25 protein-coding genes are annotated in these 25,086 nt (G+C 60.2%); 15 read left to right on the plus strand and 10 right to left on the minus strand.

The genetic code is table 11. The features are described 5' to 3' along the window. Nucleotides 1-129: 129 nt before the first annotated feature. Both HMPREF2896_RS00730 and HMPREF2896_RS00735 read right to left on the minus strand, forming a co-directional pair. Entirely contained in the window at nt 130-1,731 is a 1,602-nt protein-coding gene (locus HMPREF2896_RS00730; RefSeq protein WP_070716914.1) for an NAD(P)H-hydrate epimerase, read from the minus strand. Nucleotides 1,732-1,741: 10 nt separating this feature from the next. Beyond that, nucleotides 1,742-2,557, minus strand: coding sequence for an Fpg/Nei family DNA glycosylase (locus HMPREF2896_RS00735; RefSeq protein ID WP_070716917.1), 816 nt, complete (start codon nt 2,555-2,557; stop codon nt 1,742-1,744). Between the two features lie 77 nt (nt 2,558-2,634). Here HMPREF2896_RS00735 and HMPREF2896_RS00740 point away from each other — a divergent pair, with 77 nt between their 5' ends. Both HMPREF2896_RS00740 and HMPREF2896_RS00745 read left to right on the plus strand, forming a co-directional pair. Then, complete coding sequence (locus HMPREF2896_RS00740; protein WP_070444695.1) at nt 2,635-4,131, plus strand: DUF1846 domain-containing protein; 1,497 nt, start codon at nt 2,635-2,637, stop codon at nt 4,129-4,131. Between the two features lie 221 nt (nt 4,132-4,352). After that, nucleotides 4,353-5,282 (plus strand): oxygen-dependent tRNA uridine(34) hydroxylase TrhO, encoded by a 930-nt coding sequence (locus tag HMPREF2896_RS00745; RefSeq protein ID WP_070444696.1) that lies wholly within the window; start codon nt 4,353-4,355, stop codon nt 5,280-5,282. On the opposite strand, the gene HMPREF2896_RS00750 is transcribed toward HMPREF2896_RS00745, so the two are convergent. The 3 genes from HMPREF2896_RS00750 to HMPREF2896_RS00760 form a co-directional block, all read right to left on the minus strand. Then, on the minus strand, nt 5,279-5,761 hold the full coding sequence (locus tag HMPREF2896_RS00750; RefSeq protein ID WP_070444698.1) for a hypothetical protein: 483 nt from the start codon (nt 5,759-5,761) through the stop codon (nt 5,279-5,281). The two genes, HMPREF2896_RS00745 and HMPREF2896_RS00750, sit on opposite strands and share 4 nt — an antisense overlap. Nucleotides 5,762-5,772: 11 nt before the next feature. Beyond that, the gene (locus HMPREF2896_RS00755) at nt 5,773-6,756 is read right to left on the minus strand and encodes a universal stress protein (RefSeq protein ID WP_070444700.1); all 984 of its coding nucleotides are present in this window, start codon (nt 6,754-6,756) and stop codon (nt 5,773-5,775) included. Nucleotides 6,757-6,839: 83 nt separating this feature from the next. Further along, nucleotides 6,840-7,319: a MarR family winged helix-turn-helix transcriptional regulator gene (locus HMPREF2896_RS00760; RefSeq protein ID WP_070444702.1), complete on the minus strand. Its 480-nt coding sequence runs from the start codon at nt 7,317-7,319 to the stop codon at nt 6,840-6,842. 170 nt (nt 7,320-7,489) lie between these two features. Here HMPREF2896_RS00760 and HMPREF2896_RS00765 point away from each other — a divergent pair, with 170 nt between their 5' ends. From HMPREF2896_RS00765 to dnaB, 8 genes are all read left to right on the plus strand, one after another. Then, on the plus strand, nt 7,490-7,849 hold the full coding sequence (locus tag HMPREF2896_RS00765; RefSeq protein WP_070525641.1) for a DUF5318 family protein: 360 nt from the start codon (nt 7,490-7,492) through the stop codon (nt 7,847-7,849). Between the two features lie 76 nt (nt 7,850-7,925). Beyond that, nucleotides 7,926-10,142 carry a transglycosylase domain-containing protein gene (locus HMPREF2896_RS00770; RefSeq protein ID WP_070716921.1) on the plus strand — a complete coding sequence of 739 codons (2,217 nt, stop codon included), beginning with the start codon at nt 7,926-7,928 and terminating at the stop codon, nt 10,140-10,142. A 63-nt stretch (nt 10,143-10,205) separates the two neighbouring features. Beyond that, entirely contained in the window at nt 10,206-11,561 is a 1,356-nt protein-coding gene (locus HMPREF2896_RS00775) for a glycosyltransferase family 87 protein (protein ID WP_141754742.1), read from the plus strand. Beyond that, on the plus strand, nt 11,558-11,740 hold the full coding sequence (locus HMPREF2896_RS00780) for a hypothetical protein (RefSeq protein ID WP_070644733.1): 183 nt from the start codon (nt 11,558-11,560) through the stop codon (nt 11,738-11,740). Before HMPREF2896_RS00775 ends, HMPREF2896_RS00780 begins: the two co-directional genes overlap by 4 nt. Nucleotides 11,741-11,887: 147 nt before the next feature. Further along, nucleotides 11,888-12,178: a 30S ribosomal protein S6 gene (gene rpsF, locus HMPREF2896_RS00785; RefSeq protein WP_210384564.1), complete on the plus strand. Its 291-nt coding sequence runs from the start codon at nt 11,888-11,890 to the stop codon at nt 12,176-12,178. A 51-nt stretch (nt 12,179-12,229) separates the two neighbouring features. Beyond that, on the plus strand, nt 12,230-12,817 hold the full coding sequence (locus HMPREF2896_RS00790; RefSeq protein WP_070444711.1) for a single-stranded DNA-binding protein: 588 nt from the start codon (nt 12,230-12,232) through the stop codon (nt 12,815-12,817). 46 nt (nt 12,818-12,863) lie between these two features. Next, nucleotides 12,864-13,316: a 50S ribosomal protein L9 gene (gene rplI, locus HMPREF2896_RS00795; RefSeq protein WP_010187895.1), complete on the plus strand. Its 453-nt coding sequence runs from the start codon at nt 12,864-12,866 to the stop codon at nt 13,314-13,316. A gap of 644 nt (nt 13,317-13,960) precedes the next feature. Beyond that, entirely contained in the window at nt 13,961-15,385 is a 1,425-nt protein-coding gene (gene dnaB, locus HMPREF2896_RS00800) for a replicative DNA helicase (RefSeq protein ID WP_010187892.1), read from the plus strand. 1 nt (nt 15,386) lies between these two features. On the opposite strand, the gene HMPREF2896_RS00805 is transcribed toward dnaB, so the two are convergent. Genes HMPREF2896_RS00805 through HMPREF2896_RS00820 form a run of 4 tightly spaced genes read right to left on the minus strand, consistent with a single transcriptional unit; the run spans nt 15,387 to nt 19,603 of the window. After that, a complete protein-coding gene (locus tag HMPREF2896_RS00805; protein WP_070716925.1) occupies nt 15,387-15,851 on the minus strand; it encodes a VanZ family protein in 465 nt (154 codons plus the stop codon). A 28-nt stretch (nt 15,852-15,879) separates the two neighbouring features. Then, entirely contained in the window at nt 15,880-17,214 is a 1,335-nt protein-coding gene (locus tag HMPREF2896_RS00810) for an MFS transporter (RefSeq protein ID WP_010187889.1), read from the minus strand. Between the two features lie 11 nt (nt 17,215-17,225). Next, nucleotides 17,226-19,397 (minus strand): heavy metal translocating P-type ATPase, encoded by a 2,172-nt coding sequence (locus HMPREF2896_RS00815; protein ID WP_070716930.1) that lies wholly within the window; start codon nt 19,395-19,397, stop codon nt 17,226-17,228. Nucleotides 19,398-19,402: 5 nt separating this feature from the next. Then, entirely contained in the window at nt 19,403-19,603 is a 201-nt protein-coding gene (locus HMPREF2896_RS00820; RefSeq protein WP_070716931.1) for a heavy-metal-associated domain-containing protein, read from the minus strand. Nucleotides 19,604-19,750: 147 nt separating this feature from the next. Here HMPREF2896_RS00820 and trxA point away from each other — a divergent pair, with 147 nt between their 5' ends. After that, entirely contained in the window at nt 19,751-20,104 is a 354-nt protein-coding gene (trxA, locus tag HMPREF2896_RS00825) for a thioredoxin (protein WP_070716935.1), read from the plus strand. Nucleotides 20,105-20,273: 169 nt separating this feature from the next. Continuing rightward, nucleotides 20,274-21,089 (plus strand): PspA/IM30 family protein, encoded by an 816-nt coding sequence (locus HMPREF2896_RS00830; RefSeq protein ID WP_070716939.1) that lies wholly within the window; start codon nt 20,274-20,276, stop codon nt 21,087-21,089. Between the two features lie 107 nt (nt 21,090-21,196). Here the strand turns inward: HMPREF2896_RS00830 and HMPREF2896_RS00835 are convergent, their stop codons facing one another. Then, complete coding sequence (locus tag HMPREF2896_RS00835) at nt 21,197-22,414, minus strand: NYN domain-containing protein (protein ID WP_070444722.1); 1,218 nt, start codon at nt 22,412-22,414, stop codon at nt 21,197-21,199. A gap of 225 nt (nt 22,415-22,639) precedes the next feature. Here HMPREF2896_RS00835 and HMPREF2896_RS00840 point away from each other — a divergent pair, with 225 nt between their 5' ends. From HMPREF2896_RS00840 to HMPREF2896_RS00850, 3 genes are read left to right on the plus strand one after another with little or no spacing between them, the layout of a single operon-like run. After that, nucleotides 22,640-23,014, plus strand: coding sequence for a GntR family transcriptional regulator (locus HMPREF2896_RS00840; RefSeq protein WP_070444724.1), 375 nt, complete (start codon nt 22,640-22,642; stop codon nt 23,012-23,014). Next, nucleotides 23,011-23,811: an ATP-binding cassette domain-containing protein gene (locus tag HMPREF2896_RS00845; RefSeq protein WP_070444726.1), complete on the plus strand. Its 801-nt coding sequence runs from the start codon at nt 23,011-23,013 to the stop codon at nt 23,809-23,811. The genes HMPREF2896_RS00840 and HMPREF2896_RS00845 overlap by 4 nt, the downstream gene beginning before the upstream one ends. Further along, nucleotides 23,808-24,797 (plus strand): hypothetical protein, encoded by a 990-nt coding sequence (locus tag HMPREF2896_RS00850; RefSeq protein ID WP_246823949.1) that lies wholly within the window; start codon nt 23,808-23,810, stop codon nt 24,795-24,797. The genes HMPREF2896_RS00845 and HMPREF2896_RS00850 overlap by 4 nt, the downstream gene beginning before the upstream one ends. The last annotated feature ends 289 nt before the right edge of the window (nt 24,798-25,086 follow it).

Below are 25,086 nucleotides of genomic sequence, written 5' to 3' on the forward strand. Positions count from 1 at the left end.
ATCGCAAAATTCTAGGGCTTCGTTGCGAAAACGTACCAAGACGGCGGCGGCCAGGCACGGATCGATCAAATAAGACCCCAGATCGTATTTTTGGGGTGCTATTTGATCGAAACGTACTCAGCGGCGGAGCTAGCGCTCGGCGTTGAGGAGCCGCGCGATGGCCTGCGGGATGGCCGCGGCGATCTGGGAGGCAGAACAGGGCGCGAAGCCCTCGGGGGTCTCGGCCGCGATGGCCGCTGCGTGGGCGTGGATGGCGCCGGCGTGGAGAACTTCGGTGATGATTTCGGTGGGGGACGGGGAGGAAGCGGTGGCGGAAAGCTGGGCGATGACAGCGCCGAGGATCCCGGAGAGCACGTCCCCAGAGCCGGGGGTCGCGGCAAAGGAGTGACCGGCGTTGAAGGAATACAAAGGCTGGCCCGGCGCGGTAACGCGGGTCAGTCGGCCTTTGAGCAGGATGATGCTGTTCAGTTCCTCGGCTAGCTCGTGGAGGGCGCGGCTCCAGCCGGTGGCCGCATCGGGAGCAGAGCCGAAAGCGGCCTCGTAGAGGCGGCGGAACTCGCCTTCATGCGGGGTGAGGATGATCATCGGGTGTTCGGTGACTGTCTGGCGCAAGGAGGTGTTGCGTGCCAGAAGCGTGAGGGCGTCGGCATCGATAACGGTGGGCAGTCCCTGGGACAGGATTGTGCGCAACTCGGTGGCCGCCGCCGTATCGGTACCGCGGCCGGGGCCCACGACCCAGGCTTGGGCCTGTCCGGCGGAGGCCACGTCGGGATGGCAGACCAGCTCGGGCAGCAGAGATGTGATCGAGTTATCGCCGATGAAGCGCACCATCGAGGGGGTGGCACGCACCGCTGCGGTGGCGCAGAGGATCCCAGCACCCGGATAGGTATCGCTGCCGGCAGCCAGAGCAACGACGCCCCCGGAATACTTATCCGAGCGCGCGCCTGGTGTGGGATCAACGATGGGGCCGGTGCAGCCAACCGGCCAGGGGCGGGAAGCGCGCCCGCCCGGCAGATCGAGTTCGCCCGATTGCCACGCAAAGGCCGTCGGAACGGAAGGCTCGTGAGCGATGAATGCCGCTGGTTCATCCAGTTCGGCGAGGGTCTCGGCAAAGGAGGACGCGCCGGGCAAGAAGAGATCAGAGACCACGACCTGCCCGCATTCGGCGGCCAACGCGTGGCCGAGACGCGGCGAACCGAAGGTGACGGTGACATCGGCGTTAACGGCATCCGCAGCACACACTCCCGTGTCGGCGTCGACGCCGGTGGGCATGTCGACGGCTAAGACTACGGCCCCGGCAGCGGTGGCCTTGCGGTAGAGCGAGAGCGCGGTGCCGCTTAAGCCCCGGGCGGAGCCGAGGCCAGCGATGGCATCGATTACCAGTGAGCTGTCTGAGGGCGCGCTGCCGTTAGGCAGCGCGTCGGCAGAAAGGACCGTACCACCGGCGGCACGGAACGCAGCGAGGGCCTCCTCGTGGCAGCGTTCCGGAACCAGGGCATGGACCGTAACCCCGCGCGCAGCCAGCTCCGCCCCGGCAAAGAGCCCATCCCCGCCGTTGCCGCCGGAGCCAGCGAGAATGAGCACCGTCCCAGGCTGTTGCTCCAGCATCACCCACGCGGTTTCTGCCACTGCCGCGGCGGCCAGCTTCATGAGCTGATCCTCATGAGACTGTTGTTCCAGCAGTCGGTTCTCAGCGGCACGAACAGTGGTAACGGTATAAGCAGGGCGCATAACCCACACCCTAGCGCGCGGGTTGGCAGGTGGGGCACCAAAAGAGGTTGCGGCCCTGCATGACCTGCTCCCGGATCTCGGTGCCGCAGACGTGGCAGGGTTGCCCGGCGCGGCGGTAGACGTAGACCTCACCGCCATGATCATCTTTGCGGGGCTCGCGGCCCATGGCCTCCGGGGTATGGGCATCGCGGACCGTATCGATGCGGCCGTGCTCGACGCCGTAGTTCATGAGATCGACCAGGTCAGACCAGATCGCGTCAAACTCCGCACGGTCGAGCTGGTTGCCCGGAATGAAGGGGGAGAGCCCTTGGCGGAAAAGGGCTTCTGCGCGGTAGATATTGCCCACCCCAGCGAATAGGCCCTGGTCCATGAGCATGGCACCGATGCTGCGCTTTGAAGCATGCACGCGGGCCCATAGGGCATCGGGGTCGGCGTCCTTCCGGAGTGGATCCTGGCCCACCTTCGCCACCTTGGCCTGGTACTCATCCTCGGTGATGAGCGTGCAGAACTGCGGGCCGCGCAGGTTCGCGGCTGTCGTTCCGTTATCAATGCGCAGCCGGATTTGCCCCCACACATCGGCAGAAGGCTCAAAGCGCAGGGAGCCAATGAGGCCTAAATGGATATAGATAACGTGACGCGGGTTATCCGCATCGAAGTGGAGAAAGAGATGCTTGCCAAAGGCTTCGGCGAGTAAGAGGGGTGAGGCGCTGACAAGCGCGGCCTCCGCAGCGAACCGGCCTTGGGGGCTGCTCACGGCTAGCGGCTTGTTACGGAAATCCGCATTGAGTGTGCGGGCAAGGCGGTGAATAACGTGTCCCTCAGGCATGTCAGGAAGTCTACGCGGGGGCTATGCTGCTGTAGACTTTTCGGGTACTACCCGTTGAACGGAAGGGCCTAAATACTATGGGGCGCGCGCTCGGTTTTGATCGTGAAAAATATATTGAACTGCAGTCGGAGCATATCAACGCTCGGCGCAAAGAAATCGGCGGGAAGCTCTACCTTGAGATGGGCGGCAAGCTTTTCGATGACATGCACGCCTCCCGCGTTCTACCCGGATTCACCCCGGATAACAAGATTGCCATGCTCGAGCGCATCAAGGATGACGTAGAAATCCTCGTCTGCATCAACGCCAAGGACATCGAGCGCCAGAAGATGCGCGGTGACCTGGGTATCCTCTACGAAGATGATGTGCTGCGGCTTGTCGACGTCTTCCGGGACCGCGGCTTCCTGGTCAATAACATTGTCATGACCCAGCTCGAGGATGGCAATAGCCAGGCGGAGGCCTTCATCGAGCGCCTTGAGCGTTTGGGGCTCACCGTGGCGCGCCACCGCATCATTCCGGGCTACCCCGCCAACATCGACCTCATTGTCTCCGAGGATGGCCTGGGCAAGAACGACTACGTGGAAACCTCTAGGGACCTCGTCGTGGTCACCGCGCCGGGGCCTGGCTCCGGCAAGCTGGCCACCGCGTTGTCGCAGGTCTACCACGAAAATCTGCGCGGTGTGCCAGCGGGCTACGCCAAGTTCGAGACCTTCCCCATCTGGAATCTGCCACTCGATCACCCGGTGAACCTGGCCTATGAGGCGGCCACCGTGGACCTCAACGACGCCAACGTTATCGACCACTTCCACCTCTCCGCGCACGGCGAATCCACGGTGAACTACAACCGTGATGTCGAGGCTTTCCCGCTGCTGAAATCCCTGCTGGAGCGACTGACCGGCACCGTGCCCTACCAGTCCCCGACGGACATGGGTGTGAACATGGTGGGCTTTTGCATCACCGATGACGAAGTCTGCCGCGAAGCCTCCCAGCAGGAGATCATCCGCCGCTACTTCAAGACTTTGGTGGAGGAAGCCCGCAACGGCCTCGACACCACGCAGTCTGAGCGCGCGGCCGTAGTCATGGCGAAGGCCGGCATCAAGTCCACCGACCGTCCGGTTGTGCTCCCAGCGCGTGAGAAAGCGGAGGAGACCGACGGCCCGGCAGCCGCGCTGCAGCTTCACGACGGCACCATCATCACCGGCCGCACCTCCCCGTTGCTGGGCTGCTCCGCAGCCGCGCTGCTCAATGCACTCAAGCACCTCGCTGGCATTGATGATGACCTGCACTTGTTGTCCCCGGAATCCATCGAGCCCATCCAGACGTTGAAGACAAAGCACCTGGGTTCACAGAACCCGCGCCTGCACACCGACGAGGTGCTCATTGCCTTGTCGGTATCGGCGGCGAAGGACGAGAATGCCCGCCGCGCGCTCGATGCACTGAAGGAGCTTCAAGGCTGCGATGTTCACACCACCACCATCTTGGGTTCGGTGGATGAGGGCATCTTCCGCAACCTGGGCGTCCTGGTGACCTCCGATCCGGTCTTTGCCCGCAAGAGCGCGCTGTACCAGAAGCGTTAAATCCCACTCGCCGGACGTTGACTGAAAGCGCCACCACGTAAGGCATTTCCCCAGACCTAAAACCCGCAACCTGCAGGTGGGCGTCGCCAAGCGCTTGCCGACGCCCACCTGCCCACCTGGGAGTTTCGGGATCGAGGTCTGGGGCTTTGGCTTAAAAGCGGTTGTAGTGCTGGGCCCAAAAGATTGGGGCTCTTGCCACTAGCAGGCCTAGACTTGCGGGCGTGACTATTGGCAAGATTCTCCTCTACTACTGCTTTACTCCCATCGAGGACCCCACCGCGATCATGCTGTGGCAGCGATCCCTGTGCGAGAAGCTCGGGCTCAAGGGCCGCATCCTCATCTCGGAGCACGGTATTAACGGCACCGTGGGCGGGGACATGGATGCGTGCAAGCGCTATGTGCGCGAAACCCGTGAGTACCCGGGATTTAAGAAGATGGAGTTCAAGTGGTCCGAGGGTAGCGCGGAAGACTTTCCGCGCCTCTCGGTCAAGGTCCGCGATGAAATCGTGGCCTTCGGCGCGCCGGGCGAGCTCAAAGTGGATGAAAACGGCGTCATCGGTGGTGGTGTCCACCTCAAGCCCGAAGAGGTCAACAAGCTGGTGGAGGAGCGCGGCGAGGAGGTCGTCTTCTTCGACGGGCGCAACGCCATGGAGGCGGAAATCGGCAAATTCAAGAATGCCGTGGTGCCGGACGTGCGCACGACCCACGACTTCATTGCTGAACTTGAATCCGGCAAATATGACTGGATGAAGGATAAGCCCGTGGTTTCCTACTGCACGGGTGGCATTCGTTGCGAGATCCTCTCCGCCTTAATGAAGAACCGAGGCTTTAACGAGGTTTATCAAATTGACGGCGGCATCGTCCGCTATGGCGAGAAGTACGGCAACGATGGCCTGTGGGAAGGCTCGATGTACGTCTTTGACAAGCGCATGCATCACGAGTTTGGCCAGGGCTTAGAGGATCCGGGCTTTATTCAGCTCGGCCACTGCGTGCATTGTGGGAAGGGGACGAATACCTTCCATAACTGTATTAATGAGGACACGTGCCGCAAGCAGGTGCTCATCTGCGATGACTGCATCCAGCACGTGGAAACGCAGCACTGCGGCCGGCCGGATTGCGCCGAGGTGGCTGCCGCCCAAGCGCAGGGTTAGTTTTCGAGCACCGGGGCCAGCAGGATCTGGATATCGTTGATGCACCAGATCATGAAGTTGCCGGCCATGACCCAGAAGATGGCCATCCAGCCGCGCCAGCGCACGTAGGCTTTGAGCTTGCGCACCATGATGACTGCGCAGCCGATCATGCCAATGAACGGGATGATTAGCGTCGTCGTGGCGAACACGGTGCGCTGGGTCCTCGTGCAGAGCCAAGCGGCGTATTCGGCCTGGAGGCAATTGGTTGTGGTCCCGGCGACCTTGAAGAGGCCCGCGAGGAGAAGCGCATAGAGCGCCGAACCGACGAGGATGAAAATCATAAACCACAGCGCTTGGCGCGAGGAACGGCGGTTGGCCTCGGCGACGGTGAGGGGATCGGGTTCGTCGGCAAGCTCGTCAAAGCTGCGGGGCTCTGGGCGAGGCAGGTTCGTATAGTCCGCGTCGGACGTGAGATCGTTTTCGGGGTGCTCGGCTGCCATGGTTTGTCAGTCTAACGTGCTTCTTTATCGTAGGTACTGGGACAGACCAGTACTGGAACGCCCAAGTGGGGAAGCAACTCGGTGGCGGTGCTGCCAATGAAGACGCGTTCGATGGGCCCCATGGGAGCGGAACCCAAGCAGAGCAGGTCGCCCTTCTTCCACTTCAGTGAATCCACCGCGCCGGACCAGCCATGGCCACTGCCGATGGCCGTCGTGACCGATACCTCCGGGTAGGTCTCCGCGATGAGATCGTGGGCGCGGTCCAACAGTGAGAGCGAGTGCTCACGCCAATTCGGTGCATCGGGGGGAAAGGTCGGAGAATATTCGAGGGGGACGTCGACCAGCCCCTTGGCGGAAAACGCCAGGATACGCAGGGGGATTCCGCCGCGCTGCGCAATGCATGCGGCATGCAGCAGGGCGGGGTCGTCGGCATTGCCCAAGTCCGTAAAGGCGAAATTGATGCGGGTGACGCCGTGCTTGGACAGCTTGATACCACGCGGGATGAGCCCCACGGGGAGGGGCGAGTAGTGTAGAAGCGCGTCGGCAGTAGATCCCGAGAAGAAACGGCCCTTCGGCGCGGATTGATTGGCTCCAAGGAGGATGACGCTCGCCTTGAAGTCCTTAGCCGCCTGTTCCAAGAGCTGGGGGCGAGAGGGCCCTGCCAAGAGAACGGAGACATTCTTATCGAGCTGCTCCTTGTCCACCCCGGCTTCGTTCAAGGCCTGCTTGACAGCGCGTTCGCAGGTCGCGCGTTCCTTCTTGAACCACTTCTTGTAGGAACCGCTGAGCTTGCTGAGCGACGTCACGGTGAGGGGCTGCGAAATGGTTGAAACCACGCGAATCCGAACGGAGGTGGAACGTGCGAGCCACGCGGCAAACTCGATGGCCTCCGTGCCGGTGGAGCTAGGACTCCACGACACGAGGACGCGGAGCGGAGGGAGCTGGTCGTCCGGGGAGCATGGCCCTTCCGCAGGGTGTGAAGAATTCTTAGCCATTCAATAAAAAGTTCGGGGTCGTTTTCTTCATTATCGACCCTTCATGCCGGAAAATAAAATCCGCTCTACCGGCACTTTTTGGTCTATTTCCCTTCCATGATTGGACGGTAGACATCGGCAAGCTTGGAGATGAGATTGACCAAAGCGTCAGCGTCCTTGATATCCTCTGGGTCGAGCCAGCGTAGGATCTCAGCCAAAGCCGCCGCGCGCTGGCGGGAGACGATTGTCAGCTCGGATTCCCCAAGCTGGGTAAGGGCGACAAGTACGCCGCGGCGGTCTTTTTCATCGCGGTGTCGTTCCACGAAGCCTTGACGCTCCAATTGGTATAGCGCATTGGAGGCGGTGGGCATTCGGATGAGTTCTGCTTGCGCGATAGTACTGACACGGGAGGGGCCGCGCATGCGCAGCTGGTTCATGATGGAGACCTGCGACGTTGTCAGGGACGTGCCCTCCGTGGTGCGCTGGAAGATGAGCATGAGCTTGTTGAGCGCCGGCTGGATCTGGCGGGCGACTTCCAAGGCGTCCTCATAGGGGACCGGGGATTCAATAGTTTCTTCACTCATGGAAAGTAAGTGTAGCTAGAGATCGCCCGCTTCGGTAGTTAGTTATTTGAAAAATTAGGTTTGCTATCACGAAGTGTTTAGCGGCGCTCTAGATTGTTGGCGTCGCCGGCACTACACTGTCCGGCGTGAATTCTCCGTCTAAGGCAGAGTCGGCAAAGGTAAAGCCAGCCGTGGCCTACCGCAATGAGGTCTCCTATGAATGGGAGCGCGCGCAACATCTGCGTGAACTTCGTGCGGGGAAGCTCGGGCGCGAAGAGGTATGCGATGCCGATTTTCTCCTTCGTGCCGCGGCGAAGCACCACGGCGTCGACATGCACAAGCCGTGCCCAGTCTGCGGTGAGGACATGCGACTGACCCGGTGGGTGTACGGAGATGCCTTGAAACGCCGAGCAGGCAGCGCACGGAGCGAAGCAGAAATCGCGGAGATAGCCGCCGAGGGAATCGAATTCACCGTGCACTTCGTGGAAGTGTGTCCGGCGTGCCGCTGGAATCATCTGCTTCGAGCCGCCACGGTCTATGCTCTAGGGTAGTTTTGGCTTCCCAGTTCGCGCCGGTAAGCTGCATATATTTACAGTTTCTGTACAGGATTGATGAGGACACGGATCAGTGACCGAGAAGGAAACCTCTGGGCGAAAGGCCGGTAAACGTCGGAAGAGCCCCTCGCGCAGCGCACGACATTCATCCAGCTCTAAACGCCGCTGGCCGTGGATCGTGCTCACTGTTCTATTCGTTGTAGTGGGCATCCCCGCCCTTCTCTTCGGCTACGCGTATACGCAGTACGACGTCCCTGAGCCCGAGGAGCTGCAGCCGAGTCAGATTTCCACCATCGTCGCCGGCGATGGGGAAACGCAGTTGGCCAAGCTGGTTCCGCCCGAGGGCAACCGGCGGCAGGTGACCCTGGACGATATTCCGGATTATGTAGAGGGATCCGTGCTGGCCGCCGAGGACCGCGAGTTCTGGACCAACTCCGGTTTTTCCTTCACGGGATTGGGCCGTGCTGTCTTGGGCAAGCTCACGGGCGATAGCACTGCCGGTGGTGGTTCCACGATCACCCAGCAGTACGTGAAGAACACGCTGGTGGGTGACGAATACTCCTACGTCCGCAAGATTCGTGAGCTCATCTACTCGGTGAAGATGACCAACGAGTGGTCCAAGGAAGAAATCCTCAACGCCTACCTCAACACGGTCTACTTCGGCCGTAATGCTTATGGCATTGAGGCCGCGTCCAACGCTTACTTCAACAAGGACGCTAAGGATCTCACCGTGGAGGAAGGCGCTATGCTCGCCGGCCTCATCCAGTCCCCTTCCGTGTTGGATCCGTGGGTGGATGAGGAACGCTCGCAGGCTCGTTGGAATTACGTCATGGATGGTCTCGTCGAGATGGGCGAGCTGGATTCGGCTGAACGCTCCCAGATGGGTTTCCCAGAGACGCGTGACCCGGGTGAGTACTCTGCCTACACCGAGGCGCCCGGTGCTTATGGGCACATCAAGAACCAAGTCACCGGCGAGTTGGCACGCGTGGGAATCACCGAAGACCAGCTGGCCACCGGTGGCCTCAAGGTGACCACCACCATTGACATGACCGTTCAAAACGCGTCAACCGACGCCGCCCACGAGCAGCTTGCCGTGCTGCAGGAGGACGCCCGTGCCGCAGCCGTGACCATCGACCCAGCAACGGGTGCTGTGCGCGGTTACTTTGGCGGCGATGACTCGAATGGTTGGGACTACGCCAACTCCCCGCTGCAGACCGGCTCGGTCTTTAAAATCATGGCGCTGGCCGCGGCCCTCCAACAGGGTATTGACCTCAATACCTATTACTCCTCCGCTCCCTACCAACTGCCTGGTTCGCAGACCGTGACCAACGTGGGCGGCGGCTGTGGAAGCTGTTCCATCGCTGAGGCGCTGAAGAATTCTTATAACACGTCCTTCCTGCGCCTCCAGGATGACCTGGACAACAAGATGCAGGATACCGCGGACATGGCCCACGCGTTGGGCGTCGCCCGCAGCCTGCCGGGGATTGAGAAGACCCTGACGGAGAACGGTGGAACGCCGTATGAAGGCATCGTGCTGGGCCAGTACCAGTCCCGCCCGCTCGATATGGCAACCGCCATGGCCACCTTGACTAACCAGGGCGTGTGGCACCAGCCGCACTTCGTGCAAAAGGTAGAGAACGCCGCCGGTGAGGTCCTCTACGAGAATCCGACCGATGGCGGTGAGCGTCGCGTCTCCGCCAACGTGGCTAATAACGTTATTTCTGCGATGCAACCGATTGCCGCATGGTCGAATGGTGCATTGGCTGGTGGACGCCCGTCGGCGTCTAAGACTGGTACCACTCAGCTGGGTGATTCGGGCACCAACAAAGATGCCTGGATGGTTGGTTCCACGCCGCAGCTGGCTACAGCAGTGTGGGTAGGCACAGCCGATAACACCTCCGCAATCTTTAATCAGTGGGGCGGAATCATGTACGGCTCGGACGCGCCGACGAAGATTTGGAAGTCCATCTTGGATACCTCTCTGGCCAACGTCGAGCAGCAGTCCTTCCCGCAGGCGTATCCGATTCACTATGGCGTCGGCAGCTGGGGCTCCGGGTATGTCTATGACCCGAGCCAGAGCACCACGTGGAATCAGGCGCCGGCAAGCCCGGAGAACGAGGGCGACGAGGAAGCGTCAGCCGAAGACGGCGAGCACCACGATGAGGGTCAGGGTGAGACCCCAGACCATCCAGCGCAGCCTGAGCAACCGGCCGAACCCGCAGAGCCCGAGGTCCCTTCACTTGATGACATTCTCAACGGAGATGGACTCGACCAATTACTTGGTCAATAGGAGATTGATCGCCCGGTGAGCTATCACACTACTTCGCGGATCGTGTCTCTCTCATCTGAGTCTATGACCCATAACGCGGTCGACGCCCTGGGTGGGCCGACGGGGCGCTTTGCTCGTTCGGCTTATGCTGGGTGGTGGACACCCTTGCGCGTGGTTATCACCCTGGCGTGGACGTTTTTGGCGTTTGGGTTTTTGAGTAAGGCAACCTGTGCGGGCAGTCGCCGGGGCGAGGATGGCCTCATCAGCCTGAACTGGGATGGCAACCGCCAATACACGGCCTTTTGCTATAACGACATCGTCCCTCTCTATGGTGGGCGCGGACTCGATCAGCCGGGCTTCCCCTATGCCTATTCCTGGGTTGAGGGCGATCTCACCCGCTACATGGAGTACCCAGCACTGGCCGGCCTCTTCCAGGGAGCCGTCGGGTGGCTGGCGCGCACCACCTATCCGGCCGTCGAGTGGCTTGGGATGGCAGATGTCAGCTGGTACTTCGGACTGACCGCGTTCATCATGTCTCTCGTGTGGGTCGGCACCGTGGTGATGGTTTTTCAGCTCACGGGGAACCGGGCATGGGACACCATCCTCATGGCGGCCAGCCCGCTCGTGGTTATTCACGCTTTTACAAACTGGGACATTCCGTCGGTGGCCTTCATGGTGGGTGCGCTACTCGCAGTGACGAAGCGCAAGAATTGGCTTGCCGGTATCCTCATCGGCCTTGGCACGGCCTTTAAATTGTGGCCCCTGTTTATCCTGGGTGCGTTTTTAGTGTTGGCCATCCGCCATAAACGGTGGGCACCTTTCTTCAAGATGATCGTGGCAACCGCTGTGACGTGGCTCGTGGTGAACCTTCCCGTGGCACTGGCCTACCCCGAAGCGTGGGGCGAGTTCTTCAGGCTCAATCAAGAGCGCGGTGCGGAGTGGACCACGATCTATGCGCTGTTGAGTCGCGTGACGGGCGTGGGCTTCGAAGCCGAATTCCTCAACACCTTCTCCCTCGTGGCCTTCCTAGCGTGCTGCGCTGCCATCGCCATTATGGGGCTTACTACGCCGCGTGCGCCACGGGTAGCTGAGATGATCTATCTCATCATCATAGCCTTCCTGATCTTCAACAAAGTGTGGTCGCCGCAGTACTCACTGTGGCTCGTCGTACCGGCACTTTTGGCCCTGCCACGTTGGCGCCTCATCTTTAGCTGGGCGCTTGCCGACGCCCTCCTCTGGCCCATCCTTACCTGGCACATGCTTGGGGCTGAGAATAAGGGCCTGCCGCACGAGATGCTGGATATCGCCGTGATTACTCGTGATGGCTTCATCATTGCCATCGGTGTGCTGATCATCCGTCAGATGTGGGGCAAAGCGGAAGATAAGGTCCGTGCGGCGCACGGCGGTAGGGATCCATTGGCGGGGGATTTTGCGCTATGACTATGACGATCCTGGGCATCATCTCCATCACGCTGGGTTTTATCTGCGTGTTGAGCGCCTATTACCTGTTTCAACGCTCTCAAGACCGCACCTGGCCCATTGTGCTGGGGCTGCTGGCTCTCTTGTTCCTCACTGTGATTCCTGCTGGTGCGGCGATCTTTGTCGCGGCGACACACTAGATGTGGCCGAGGAGATAGGGGATTTCCTTTTCCGCCGGTCAGTGCGGTACTGTGTGAGGGTTGCTTGACGCAACAGACCCTCCTGTCATATCCGCAAAGGTGATATGGCCGATACCAATTACTAGACCATAGGAGGTGATGAGGTCCGTGCGTCACTACGAAGTCATGATCATTCTGGATCCTAATCAGGATGAGCGCACCGTAACCCCGTCCCTAGACAAGTTCCTCGAGGCAATCCGCAAGGATGGCGGCAAAGTCGAAAAGGTTGACGTGTGGGGCAAGCGCCGTCTTGCATACCCGATCAACAAGAAGGAAGAGGGCATCTACGCAGTCGTGGAGCTGGAGTGTGAATCCCACTCCGTTCTCGAGTTCGATCGCCGTCTGAACCTGAACGACTCCATCCTGCGTACCAAGGTTCTGCGCACCGACAGCAAATAGCGGATACTGGGTTTCGAGCAATCCACGTAACCGATATTAAGGAGTAAAGACATGGCTCAGGGAGATACCAACATCACGGTTGTCGGCAATATCGTTGCTGACCCGGAACTGCGCTTCACCCCGGCGGGTGCCGCAGTAGCGAATTTCCGTGTTGCCTCCACCCCGCGTCGCTATAATCAGCAGACTTCCCAGTGGGAGGATGGCGAGGCCATGTTCCTCACCTGCAACGTGTGGCGCCAAGCCGCAGAAAACGTTGCGGAGACCCTGACCAAGGGCATGCGCGTTATCGTTAATGGCCGTTTGCGCCAGCGCTCTTACCAGACTCGTGAGGGCGAGAACCGCACTGTTTTTGAGATTGAGGTCGATGAGGTCGGCCCGTCCCTGCGTTATGCAACCGCCCAGGTTAACCGCAAGTCCGGCAACGGCGGCGGCAACTATGGCGGCCAGCAGCAGGGTGGTGCTAACTACAGCGGTGGCAACCAAGGCGGTTTCTCCGGAAACCAGGGTGGTTTCTCTGGAAACCAGTCCCAGTCCTCTGCCCCGCAGCAGTCCCAGCAGTCGGCTCCGAGCAACGATCCGTGGAATTCGGCACCCCAAGCAGGAAGCTTTGGTGGTGCGGATGCAGAACCCCCGTTCTAAAACTGTCACGCAAGTATTCATTTAACTCAATTGAAAGGCAGGGATCATGAAGCTGATCCTCACCGCTGCCGTTGAGAACCTCGGCGCCCCCGGCGAAATTGTAGAGGTTAAGGACGGCTACGGACGTAACTACCTGCTTCCGCGCGGCCTGGCTATCGTTGCCACCCGCGGTGCTGAGAAGCAGATCGAGGGCATCAAGCGCGCCCAGGAAGCTCGCGCAATCCGCGACCTGGACCATGCACGCGAGATCCGTACCCAGCTGGAGGAGCTCAAGGACGTTAACGTCCCGGTGAAGACCTCCGAGTCCGGCAAGCTCTTCGGCTCCGTGTCCGCAGAGGACATCGTGAACGCCGTTGCCGCCGCTGGCGGCCCGAAGCTGGACAAGCGCATTGTTGTGCTTCCCAAGGGCCTGGTCAAGAAGACCGGCAACTACCAAGTCGAGCTGAAGCTGCACGCTGACGTTATCGGCAAGGTGAACTTCTCGGTCGTCGCTGCCTAAGAACTAAGGCGCACGACGGTCACCCTCCGTCCGCCCGCGTGTGAGGCGCGGCGCCGGTACGCAGGACGTGACCTTAAGACAACAGCAAGGCTTGAGGCCGTGCTCCTCCCACTATGTGAGGTGGTGAGAGGAAGCACGGCCTCAGGCCGTTTTGTGGGCTTTTGGGGATAGAGATTTGGGGAAAGACTCAAACTGTGGATAACTCGCACTATCTGTGGATAACTCGGTGGTGAGTTAACGGTGAATTTACTCACGGCGCACGGTGTTAACCCGCTGGTAGGGGCGATATTCAGTTGGGGGGCCTACTTTTCCACCGGTTTTGTGCGGATTTTCACACTAGGAAAAACCTATCCTGACCAGTGGAAATAATCATCGCAGGTCACAGCGCTGCAAAGTTATCCACAGCCCTGACCTCTGTCTTTGCACACCGTGTCTTTGCTGACCTGGGAATTCCACAGGTCTCTGTGGATAACTATGGGAGTTATGCCCAAGGGGTAGTGTCTTGACCCTCAGCTAGACTGTTGTGTACAACGCGCGGTTGCCGCTCGGCACTGCATCGAAGCCTGGCCGTCCGGCGCGGAGAAGAGTGAGGATTTCAGGCACACGGCCAGGGTGGGATTAATGAACGGTGGGATTAATGAGCAATGACTAATGCCAGTTTTGATGATGACCAGGTTCCACCACCACCGGAGCCGGTAGAGGAGGAACCCCGCCGCTCCTACCGGCAGGAGGAGCCTAAGCGTTACGGCGAATTCCGTCAGCCGCCCGCGGACCGTGAGGCAGAACAAGGCGTCCTTGGTGCTATGCTCCTGAGCCCGAACACGGTCATGGAGGTCATTGAAGAGCTGGAGCCGGAGGATTTTTACTATCCTGCGCACACGCTCATCTACCAGGCCATGATTGACCTTTATGCCGCAGGCACCGACATTGATGCGGTGATTGTGGCGGCCCGACTCGATCGATATAACAACCTCGAGCGCGTTGGCGGTGCGCCCTACCTGCATACCCTGTTGGCCACGGTGCCAACCGCTGCCAACGCCCGCTATTACGCGGAGATTGTCGCGGAGAAGGCGGTGCTGCGCAAGCTGGTGGACGCTGGAACAAGAGTCGTCCAACTCGGCTTCCAAGGCTCCGAAGACATGGAGATTGAGTCCGTGCTGGACCGCGCCCAGCAGGAAGTTTTCGCTGTCGCGCAGAAGAAAACGACCGAGGATTACCGTGCGCTGAGTGATCTCATCGATCCCACCATTGATGAACTCGCCGCCCTGCAACAAAACGGCGTGGAGTCCGGCGTGCCCACCGGTTTCATCGACCTCGATAACCTGACCAATGGTCTGCGTGCCGGCCAGATGATCATCGTCGCCGCCCGCCCTGGCGTTGGTAAGTCCACGCTGGCCATGGACTTCATGCGCTCGGCATCACTGCAGCATAACAAGACCTCCGTGGTCTTCTCCCTGGAGATGTCTGCCTCAGAGATCGTCATGCGCCTGTTGTCTGCGGAGGCGGAAGTGAAGCTGTCGGATATGCGCGGTGGCCGCGTGTCCACGGAGGATTGGGCCAAGATCGATGACACCCTCAACCGCATCCAGGATGCGCCTCTGTTCATCGATGATTCCCCGAACCTCACCATGATGGAAATTCGCTCCAAGGCCCGCCGCCTCAAGCAGCAGCACGGTCTAGACCTCATTGTGCTGGACTATATGCAGCTGATGTCTTCAGGCAAAAAGGTGGAGTCCCGCCAGCAAGAGGTTTCGGAGTTCTCGCGCCAGCTCAAGCTGTTGGCCAAGGAGCTGGAAGTTCCGCTCATCGCGATTTCGCAGCTGAACCGTGGTCCAGAATCCCGTACCGATAAGAAGCCGCAGCTGGCGGATCTGCGTGAATCCGGCTCGCTTGAGCAGGACGCCGATATGGTTATGCTGCTCTACCGCCCAGACTCACAAGACCGCGATGATCCCCGCGCCGGTGAGGCGGATATCATCCTGGCCAAGCACCGTGGCGGCCCGATCGACACGGTGAAGGTGGCGCACCAGCTGCACTACTCCAAGTTCGTCAACATGGCGCACGGTTAAATTACAGGTCCACGACAGCGTTGGGGTCACCCAACCGTGGGCCGAGGATGACCAAGACCAAGAAGACCGCAGCCGCGGCGAGCGCCAGCCATCGCCACACCGGGAAGAAGCGCTCGCCACAAAGCCGGGCGAATGCCGCGCCGATGAGCACGCCGATCGTATTGAAGATGAGGTCATCAATATCAGTGCGTCCTAGCGCGAAGGCATACTGGACTGTTTCCAGTGCCAAACTCAGCGCGAATCCCCACGCGGCCGTTGCCTTGATTGATCGGCACATGCTGAAGACGAGCATGCCGAAAGGAATGAAAAAGGCGGTATTGCCCGCATACTCAAAAAGCGGGCCAAACCAGGTGCCTCCGGAGAACTCATCAAGTGGCACCAAACGCAGGTCACGAACTCGCTGGTTCTCCGGCTTCCAGAGGTAGCCAATCTGATAGAAGGGCTTAAGCGTGGTGAGCGCGGCCATGACCGCGATCCACGCGCCAAGGGCGACCCTATTGAGCAAGGGTCCTGCCCTTGAACTCTGGCAGTGTCAGTGCTGCTACAGCTGCGAGGCCGAAGGCTGCTGCGAACAGCGCGAAGAGCGAGCCCGTTCCTGCCACCGCGATGAGCGGCGGAACGATGAGCGGTGCCAGGATTGATGCGAGTCGGCCGAAGCCAGCTGCCGCACCGGTACCGCGCCCGCGCAGGGCGGTGGGGTAGAGCTCCGGGCCGATGGCGTACAGCGCACCCCACGCGCCAAGGTTGAAGAAGGAGAGCAGGCAACCGGCCAGGATGATCATGGCTTCAGTGTTAGCGAAACCAAAGAACCCGGCCGACAGGGCGGAACCCACGAGGAATATCGCTAGGGTCGAGCGGCGGCCCCAGACCTCGATGAGCCAGCCGGCTGCGGCGTAGCCGGGTAGCTGGGCGAGAGTGATAATCAGCGTGAAGCTGAAGGACTTCACCAGGGAGAAGCCATCCGCGACAAGCAGTGACGGAATCCAAATGAAGGCGCCGTAGTAGGAGAGGTTGACGCAGAACCAGATGGTCCACAGCGCCAGCGTGCGCCCGCGCAAGGACTTTGACCAAATGCTGGTGGCGGTGACATCTTCCTCGGAGTAGGTCGGTGCCGGGGTCGTGCGGTCAATGTCCGCCTCGTCTACCTCGGCCTCAAAGGAAGCGACGATTTCTTCTGCTTCCTCGTGGCGGCCCTTCGACTCTAGGAAGCGCACTGATTCAGGCAAGTGAAGGCGTACATAGAGAGCGTAGAGCGCGGGCACCATGCCGAGCGCTAGGGCCCAGCGCCAGCCGCTTTCCGACGCCCCCACCACGAACGTTCCAATTACCGCAGCGAGGATCCACCCCACCGCCCAGAAGGCCTCCAGCAGAACGACCATGCGCCCGCGCACCTTGAGCGGTGCGAACTCGGAAATCAGCGTGGAGGCCACCGGCAGCTCAGCGCCGAGGCCAAGTCCGATGAAGAAGCGCAGGATGATGAGGAGCGTGAGGCCCGTTGCCAGGGCAGAAGCGCCCGTGGCAAGGCCATAGACCAGCAGGGTCAGAGCAAAAATGTGGCGGCGGCCGAACTTATCGGCCAAGAGGCCGCCGAAGGTGGCGCCCAAGGCCATGCCGATGAAGCCCACGGACGCCAGCCATGAGGACTGGGTCGGTGTGATCCCCCAGTGCACGGCCAAAGCGGCCATGATGAAGGAGATGAGGCCCACGTCCATGGCGTCGAGCGCCCAGCCGATGCCGGAGCCGAAGAGGAGACGTTTGTGTTTTCCAGTGACGGGAAGGCGGTCGAGCCTTTCCGTGCGTGAGATAGAGCGATGATCAAGACGATTCATGCAGGCTAAGCTTACTCCTCGGGGGTAAAGCTTTTCAGCCGCAGAGAATTGGTCACCACAAAGACTGAGCTCAGGGCCATTGCCAACCCCGCCAGTAGGGGGTTGAGCAGGCCAAATGCTGCCACAGGAAGAAGAATAATATTATAGGCGAACGCCCAAAATAGGTTGCCCTTGATGATGCGCAGGGTGCTGCGCGCGAGTCGCACTGCCTCGGCGACGGAGCGCAGGTCGTTGTTCATCACCGTGATATCGGAAGCTTCGATGGCCACGTCTGCTCCCGCGCCCATCGCGATTCCGAGGTCCGCCTGCGCGAGCGCTGCGGCGTCGTTGACGCCATCGCCCACCATCGCCACGGTCCGCCCCTGCTCCTGCAGTCGAGCGATAGCCTCTACCTTGTCTGCCGGCATGACCTCCGCTGTCACGTTGGCATCATCAATGCCAACGGCTCGCGCCACTGCACGCGCCGCGCCGGCGTTATCCCCGGTGAGTAGGTGAGGTGTAAGTCCTAGCTTGTGCAGTGCCGCGATGGCGGTGGCGGAGGATTCCTTGATGCGATCCTGCAGCTCGATGGTGCCTGCCAGGGTGTCATCGACGTAGACGCCGACCTGGGTCCCGGTGCCCTCATAGCCCGCAGGCGGCCGGCCGACTCGCACGTGCGCGCCCTCAATCGTTGCCTCGATGCCTTGGCCGGGAAGCTCGTGGAAGTCTTCGGCTGTGGGGAGCTCGCCGTCGTAAGCCGTGCGGATGGCGCGTGCGATGGGGTGCTCGGAGCCCTGCTCTGCGGCCGTGGCGAGACGAAGAACGTCCTGCTGCGTGTGCCCTGCCGTAGATTGGATTGCTCCCACCGACATCTGGCCTTCCGTGATGGTGCCCGTCTTGTCCAGAACGATGGTGTCGATCTGGCGCGTCGATTCCAAAATCTCCGGGCCCTTGATGAGGATTCCCAGTTCGGCGCCGCGCCCGGTGCCCACGAGGATTGCGGTGGGCGTCGCCAAGCCCATGGCGCACGGACACGCGATGATGAGGACGGAGACGGCGGCCACGAAGGCTGGGGCGATACCACCGAACAACAGGTGTGCCACGAGGGCGAGGAGAGCGATGCCGATGACGATCGGGACAAAGACGGCGGCGATGCGGTCCGCGAGACGTTGTACAGGGGCCTTCGAGGTCTGGGCCGCAGTGACCAGCGCGCCCATCTGGGCCAAAACGGTGTCGGAGCCAACGCGGGTGGCGCGCACCTCAAGGCGCCCAGAGGCGTTGATGGTAGCGCCCGTCACCGTGCTGCCGGGTGAAACCTCAACCGGCATTGACTCGCCGGTGAGCAGGGATTCATCCACGGCGGAATGACCGCTGAGAACCACGCCATCGGTGGCGATCTTCTCGCCGGGACGGACCACAAAAACATCGCCTACGTGGAGCTCGCTGGCGGGAATGCGGGTTTCGGTGCCGTCGCGAAGCACGGTGGCTTCTTTAGCCCCCATAGTCAGCAGCGTGGTGAGCGCCTCGGAGGAGCGTCCCTTAGCTTTGAGCTCAAACCACCGTCCAAGCAGCAGGAAGGTGATAACCATGCCGACGGATTCGAGGTAGATGTGGTCCATCTGCGCGTCATTGGAGCGTAGCGTCATGTGCATGGTCATACCGGGCATTCCGGCATCGCCGAAAAAGAGCGCGTAGAGCGACCAACCGAAAGCGGCGGTAGTGCCCAGTGTGATGAGAGTGTCCATCGTGGCAGCGCCATGCTTCAGATTGGCCCAGGTAGCGCGGTGGAAGGGTGCTCCGCCGATGACGTAGACGAGTGTCGTGAGCATCAAGCAGGCCCACTGCCAGTGCTGAAACTGCAGGGCCGGGACCATGGAAAGCAGCATCACTGGTAGCGAGAGTGCTGCGGAGAGCAGAGTGCGCTGCAGGATGTCGGAGGCCTCGCTCTCGCGAGCATCCTCCGCCGTGCTTGCTGGTTCCTCCCCCTCACCGTCCATGGTGAATGCTCCGTAGCCCGCGCCTTCGACGACGTCGATGAGATCGGCGGGCGTCGTCGTTGTAGGGTCATAACTCACGGAGGCAGACTCCGTGGCGAAGTTGACCGTGGCTTCAACGTTGTCGAGCTTGTTGAGTTTGCGCTCGACGCGGGAGGAGCACGACGTACAGGTCATCCCGGTGATGCCGAGGGTGAGGTTGGTGCTCATGGCGTCTAGGCCAACTCGTAGCCGGCTTCGGCGACGGCAGCAGCGACTTGGTCGTCGCTAAAACCCTCCCCGGTGACGGTGACTGCGCCGGTGGTGTGGTCGGCAGTAACGTCGGTTACGCCACTGATCTCTGAGATCTCTTCCTTGACGGAAAGCTCGCAGTGGCCACAGGTCATGCCGGTAACGGTGTAGGTTGTGGTGCTCATGGTGATGAATCCTTCTCTCTTCTTAACGGTTAATGCTACTGCCAAGAATATACCCCCCTGGGGTATACGCGCAAGGAATAATCGAGTCTTGTGTACCGTTGAGGGTTGATAGAACCGACAAATATCCCCGAGACTGATAGGAACAACATGGCAACGATTGACATTACTGAGGACACGTTCCAGGAGACCATCTCTGCCGACGGCATCACGCTCGTCGATGCCTGGGCGGAATGGTGTGGCCCGTGCAAGCGCTTCGGCCCGGTCTTTGAGAAGGCATCTGAAGAGCACCCTGATGCCACGTTTGCCAAGCTGGATACTGAGGCCAACCAGGAGCTATCTGCGAAGCTGCAGATTCAGTCCATCCCTACCTTGATGGTTTTCCGCGATGGCATCCTGGTCTTCCGTGAGGCTGGCGCCCTGCCGCCGGCAGCCCTGGAGGATCTCATCGGCCAGGTTAAGGCCCTCGACATGGACGAAGTCCGCGCCCAGGTGGAGAGCTAGAAGGCGGAATAGTCCCGAAGACTTCTCCTTGGTGCGGAGGGCCAAGTACGCCCGCCGCGCGCGCTTTCCTGTGAGTATCGCTACACTCGCAGGAAAGCGTCTTTTTATATAGGCCACTAATAAGAGCTGCATTAAATACTGTTGCAGGAACCACTAAGGAGTGAGTGCGATGGCAAATCCATTTAGCAAAGGCTGGAAGTATGTGATGGCTTCTTTCGATCAGAAGATCGACGAGAACGCTGACCCCAAGGTCCAGATCCAGCAGGCCGTGGAAGGTGCGAAAGAGCAACATCGCCAGATTTCCGAACATGCGGCGGAGATTATTGGACGCAAAACCCAGCTGGAAATGCAGCTCAACCGCCTGGTGAAGTCCCAGAAGGACTACCAAGACCAGACCCGCCGGGCGCTGGAGCTGGCGGATGCTTCCGAGGATCCGCAGAAGGCCGCCGAGTACAACCAAGCGGCAGAGGTCGTGGCGAGCCAGCTGGTCGCCGTAGAGAATGAGTTGGCCAATCTGAAGTCCCAGCACGAGGCCGCCGCCCAAGCTGCCGAGCAGGCGAAGGCCCAGCAGCAGCAGTCGGAGGCCCGCCTTAAGGAGCAGCTCGCGCAGGTGGACCAGTTGCTGTCCCAGGCTGATCAGGCAGCGATGCAGGAGAAGAACGCTGAGGCCTTGGACTCTATGAACGAGCTCAAGCCCGATGATTCCACGCCAACGTTGGATTCGGTACGCGCCAAGATTGAGAAGCGCTACGCCGATGCTCTCGGCGCTCAGGAGCTGCACCAGGCAGCTGGTGGCAGCCGGATTCAGGAGATTTCGGCCGCGGGCCACGATATGGCCGCCGCGTCCCGCTTGGACGAGATTCGCGCCGAGATGGCCAAGAATAAGGAGATCGAAGGTTCCCCCTTCGCTAGCGACCAAGCGCTTGAGACTGGCACCGAAGCTGGTGTTGGTTCCGAATCGGAGACCACCGAGGGCAAGCAGTAGCCACCGCGGACCACATCACCGCATAGAAAAGGGACCTTTGAGAGCGGGCCGCGTAGCGCGGCCTGGGAGTTTCAGCGCCTTATGCTCTCAAAGGTCTCTGTGGTGTTTTAGCTATCTTGCCGGCGGATATTGATGAGCACGCCGCGGATGCCCGAGTGGAAGCCATCGCGCAGGTTGACGCGCTGGGTTTCGGTGAGCGTGTACTCGTGCAGCGTTTCACAGGCGAACTGCAGCAGCGGGCGGTCGATTTCCGGTGGCAGCCCGCCGCCCGATAGCAGGTGAGCCTGGTCGCGTTGATCAGCGCTCGCAGCGTTGTCGAACCACCACGAGGCATATTGCTGTCCCACATCAAAGGGAGACTGGAACCCGGCGGAGCTCCACACTTCTTCAGGGAGCGGAACGTACTTCGAACGTAGCTTGCGGCGCGGTGCCATCATCGACGGCTTTGGCGCGGCCGGCTTGGGAGCAGGCTTCGAGGCTTCGGTGCCTGCTTCCGACTCTTTGTCGGCAGGCTCCTGAGCAGCGGTTCCAGGCTGGGAGGGCTCCTCGTCCTCGGCGGGGACGCTGGGTGCTGCTGACTCGGGGTGAGCGGCCGTGGCCGCCACATCTTGTGCCGCGGCAGAAGGAGTGGCCGGCCCGGGTTTCGGTGCGGAGGGGAAAGCAGCTTGTGCCTCGGTAGGTTCTTCGCATTCCGGAGCGAGCTCGCTAGCGGCATCGCTCACGTCCTCGCTGCCGTCCTCGGAATTCTGGGGTTCGCGGATGGTTGGCGGTAGCGGGCCTTCGAGAACCTCGAGCTCCATTGCATCGGCGAAGTCCTCGCGCGGATCAAGGATTGTGGTGGAATCACACGCATGGCGCAGAGCGGAGGACATTGAATCCCAGCCGAAGCCGTAGAGGTGCACGCGCACGCCGTTATTGACGGCTTCCTGCACTCCGGGGATCATGTCGGCGTCGCCGGAGACCAAAACAAAGTCCGTGACTTGGCCCTTCATAGCGGAGACGATCATGTCGGCGACAAGGCGGGTATCCACCGCTTTTTGGGTGCGGCGCTCGCCCCATTCGATGAGTTGGCCGGTACGCAGCTGCACGCCATCGCAGACGCGCAACGCTCGCTGGTAGCGGTGGGGCCCAGTATCCGGGATTCCGTCATACCAGTATTGGCGGTGAATACGGTTTCCAACCTGGTTCTCAATCATGGAACCAAGGGAGCTGACTACTTCGGGTAAATCAATCTCTAGCTGGGCTCGGGCACCCGTTTCCCATGAGTTATAGAAACTGGCGAGTAGATATGACGTGTCGACGAAGACAAGTGTTCGTTCAAGCATGGCTCCTAAATTCCGTTCTATTTCTTCTAAATAATTTTCTTAGGTCACTTCTGTGAGGTCTTCCAGCCTAAGGCCGGTGTGTTCCAGTGTGCCCCATTAGTCACAAAACGTCGATAACCTTGAGGGAATTCCCAGGTCAAAGTCAGGGCTCGATGCAGTCTTGCCAGGACTAAAGGATGGTTATATGGTTAGTTACATGAGTAACCAACCAGCTAAGGAGTCGGCATGGATAACTCCGCGCAGCCGCTCTTCCGTCAGATAGCTGTGCTCATTGAGGACGCCATTATCGAAGGCACCCTCACCGAAGGGGCACAGGCGCCGTCCACGAACGAGCTGGCCGCCTTCCATAGCATCAATCCCGCCACCGCCCGTAAAGGCCTTTCTCTTCTCGTGGATCTGGGGATCCTCGAAAAGCGCCGGGGCATCGGGATGTTTGTCACCTCAGGTGCAGCCGAAATGATTCGCGCGCGGCGTCGCCAAGAATTTGCAGCCGAGTACGCCGCGCCGCTGATCGACGAAGCCGTGCACCTGGGCTATACCCGCCAGCAGCTCCATGACCTCATTGATCTTGTCGCAGAAAGCCGAGGACTCTACTCATGATTTCCACCCCACACTTCACCTTCGGCGACGGCCTCACGCATGGCCTCGTCGGCCCCAACGGTATTGGTAAGACCACGTTGCTACGCAAGATTGCCGGACAGCTGAATGCTTCCGGCATCAAGGTCGATGGCGACAAGCCCTATGACAATGAAAAGGTGCTCAACAAGGTTGTGCTTATGGGTATCGACAACCCCTTGCCCGAAGGCTGGAACGTGAAGAAAGTCTTCACCGTAGCCAGCCTGCGCTGGCCCACCTGGAACAAGGAGCGCGCCGAGGAATTGGTGGAGCGTTTCGAGCTCCCGATGAAGAACTACTCGGGGCTTTCCCGCGGGCAGAAGTCGGCGGCGAGCTTCATTGTCGCGGTGGCTTCGGGGGTGCCGTACATGCTTCTCGACGAACCCTATCTCGGCCTCGACGCTTCCAAGCGGGAAGTATTCTACGAAGTCTTACGCGAGGAGCATGGCCGCACCATCATTGTCTCCACCCACCACCTCAACGAGTTATCCGGTTTGCTCGATACCGTGGCTTTGATGGGGGAGAGCCCGATCTCCGGACCCATCGATGAGTTCATTGAGGGCGTCGTCCAACTCACCGGCTCTGCCGAAGCCCTCGATCGCGCGCTGGGGCGCCTGCAGCTTCCGGTCCTTGAGCGCGAAACCTCAGCCGTGGCAGACCGCGCGCTTGTCGACGCCCGCCCCAACCACACCACCAACGTCTTCGACATGGCCCAGGAAATGGGTTTGCGTGCCAGCGAGGTATCCCTCGAACAGGCAGTGTTGGCATTGGGGGAGGCATGATGAAGCTCTATAGACATATGGCGCTGAGCTGGAACAGCTTCTTTTTTGCCTTGTGGATTGTTGTCCTTCCGGTGCTGGGAATGGATCGCGGGCAAGGGTGGGCCATTGGTTACTCACTCTTTATGGTCCTTATGGTTTACCTTTCGCAGCCTGATTTCACGCGTTATCTGACCTTTGGGTTGAGCACCCGGGTGTGGAATGGGCACCGGCGAATCAATGCTTCCCTGACGCTTGTGCTCATTCTTGTTAGCGCGCCCTTCGCCTTTCCGTGGTGGACTCTCATCGCGCCAACGGCAGCGTGGATATTCTGCGTGGCCAAGCGCGTCGAGCCATCGCGCATGACCGCGAGCTCCCTCATCGTAGGCAGCGATGGTGATTCTTCGACGGGCTGGTTCTCAGCGTCCCCGGTCTCCCAAATTGTGTTGCGTCCCCAGGTCCGCGCGTGGATGTGGACTGCGATCGGTGTAGCCATCGCAATAGCGATAACCATCGTGGTGAGCAAGCTGTGGGATGCCGCCGTGGGCATCGTGGGTGTCATTGTTACGTTGATTGTCCTGCCGCTAGTTGCTGATTCAATCCGCAGCTCACTCAAAGATGCAGTGGCCTTTGGGCTGCCGCGCGGTGCCTGGGCTAAGGCCACTGTGCTGTGCACGGCAATCCCCGTGGTCCTATCGCTCGTGGCCGATCTGGTAGCGATGATGTGGACCGGCAATCCAGCGGGGTTCACCATCGTGTGTCTTGCTACAACGTCACTACTTTTAAGTTTCGCCATTACCGACAAACCGACGTGGCTTTACACAACTGCGCTAGCGGGAGCAATCGCCATACTGTTCATAGCGTGGCTTATCAATCCCAGCGTTGCGATGGGGTGGACGTTCACAGGGATGGCAATCATCTACGTTGTGTGGGTTGCCGCGTATCCCCGGATGGCTAAAAAGACCAACGTGTTTAGCCCGGGCCTCATGGGCTGGTTTGGGTCACGCTGAGCGCCAACCAATGTCGGCGTTAAACGGTTGTCTTTGTGCACTTCAAGAAGGGATAAAAACCTTCTTTGAAGTGCATATTTGTGTTTTTTCAAGGCCGTATGTAACTTTATATGAGTCAGCGCGACCGACAGCGCCCCACAGGAACAGAGGTTCTTGGAGAGAGGCGGTAGGAAAACAGGCCCTGACAACAAATATTTTCCTTACTCGCAGTACTGCGTTTCGCTTAAAGCGGGCCGTATGGCTGTGTGGTGACGATGTCTGAGAACTCAATAGTGTGCCAATGTACTTT

The organism is Corynebacterium sp. HMSC069E04 (assembly GCF_001813175.1).
GTDB classification, from domain to species: domain Bacteria; phylum Actinomycetota; class Actinomycetes; order Mycobacteriales; family Mycobacteriaceae; genus Corynebacterium; species Corynebacterium aurimucosum.

Bases quoted from the DNA above. Each gene is read 5' to 3' on its own strand.
- HMPREF2896_RS00815 (WP_070716930.1), bottom strand. From the start codon at position 19,397: ATGAGCACCAACCTCACCCTCGGCATCACCGGGATGACCTGTACGTCG.
- HMPREF2896_RS00750 (WP_070444698.1), bottom strand. From the start codon at position 5,761: ATGGCAGCCGAGCACCCCGAAAACGATCTCACGTCCGACGCGGACTAT.
- HMPREF2896_RS00810 (WP_010187889.1), bottom strand. From the start codon at position 17,214: ATGAATCGTCTTGATCATCGCTCTATCTCACGCACGGAAAGGCTCGAC.
- HMPREF2896_RS00820 (WP_070716931.1), bottom strand. From the start codon at position 19,603: ATGAGCACCACAACCTACACCGTTACCGGCATGACCTGTGGCCACTGC.
- HMPREF2896_RS00845 (WP_070444726.1), top strand. From the start codon at position 23,011: ATGATTTCCACCCCACACTTCACCTTCGGCGACGGCCTCACGCATGGC.
- HMPREF2896_RS00805 (WP_070716925.1), bottom strand. From the start codon at position 15,851: ATGGCCGCGCTCACCACGCTTAAGCCCTTCTATCAGATTGGCTACCTC.
- HMPREF2896_RS00840 (WP_070444724.1), top strand. From the start codon at position 22,640: ATGGATAACTCCGCGCAGCCGCTCTTCCGTCAGATAGCTGTGCTCATT.
- HMPREF2896_RS00850 (WP_246823949.1), top strand. From the start codon at position 23,808: ATGATGAAGCTCTATAGACATATGGCGCTGAGCTGGAACAGCTTCTTT.
- HMPREF2896_RS00790 (WP_070444711.1), top strand. From the start codon at position 12,230: ATGGCTCAGGGAGATACCAACATCACGGTTGTCGGCAATATCGTTGCT.
- HMPREF2896_RS00830 (WP_070716939.1), top strand. From the start codon at position 20,274: ATGGCAAATCCATTTAGCAAAGGCTGGAAGTATGTGATGGCTTCTTTC.
- HMPREF2896_RS00760 (WP_070444702.1), bottom strand. From the start codon at position 7,319: ATGAGTGAAGAAACTATTGAATCCCCGGTCCCCTATGAGGACGCCTTG.
- HMPREF2896_RS00735 (WP_070716917.1), bottom strand. From the start codon at position 2,557: ATGCCTGAGGGACACGTTATTCACCGCCTTGCCCGCACACTCAATGCG.
- dnaB (WP_010187892.1), top strand. From the start codon at position 13,961: ATGACTAATGCCAGTTTTGATGATGACCAGGTTCCACCACCACCGGAG.
- HMPREF2896_RS00730 (WP_070716914.1), bottom strand. From the start codon at position 1,731: ATGCGCCCTGCTTATACCGTTACCACTGTTCGTGCCGCTGAGAACCGA.
- trxA (WP_070716935.1), top strand. From the start codon at position 19,751: ATGGCAACGATTGACATTACTGAGGACACGTTCCAGGAGACCATCTCT.
- rplI (WP_010187895.1), top strand. From the start codon at position 12,864: ATGAAGCTGATCCTCACCGCTGCCGTTGAGAACCTCGGCGCCCCCGGC.
- HMPREF2896_RS00755 (WP_070444700.1), bottom strand. From the start codon at position 6,756: ATGGCTAAGAATTCTTCACACCCTGCGGAAGGGCCATGCTCCCCGGAC.
- HMPREF2896_RS00740 (WP_070444695.1), top strand. From the start codon at position 2,635: ATGGGGCGCGCGCTCGGTTTTGATCGTGAAAAATATATTGAACTGCAG.
- HMPREF2896_RS00775 (WP_141754742.1), top strand. From the start codon at position 10,206: ATGACCCATAACGCGGTCGACGCCCTGGGTGGGCCGACGGGGCGCTTT.
- HMPREF2896_RS00835 (WP_070444722.1), bottom strand. From the start codon at position 22,414: ATGCTTGAACGAACACTTGTCTTCGTCGACACGTCATATCTACTCGCC.
- HMPREF2896_RS00780 (WP_070644733.1), top strand. From the start codon at position 11,558: ATGACTATGACGATCCTGGGCATCATCTCCATCACGCTGGGTTTTATC.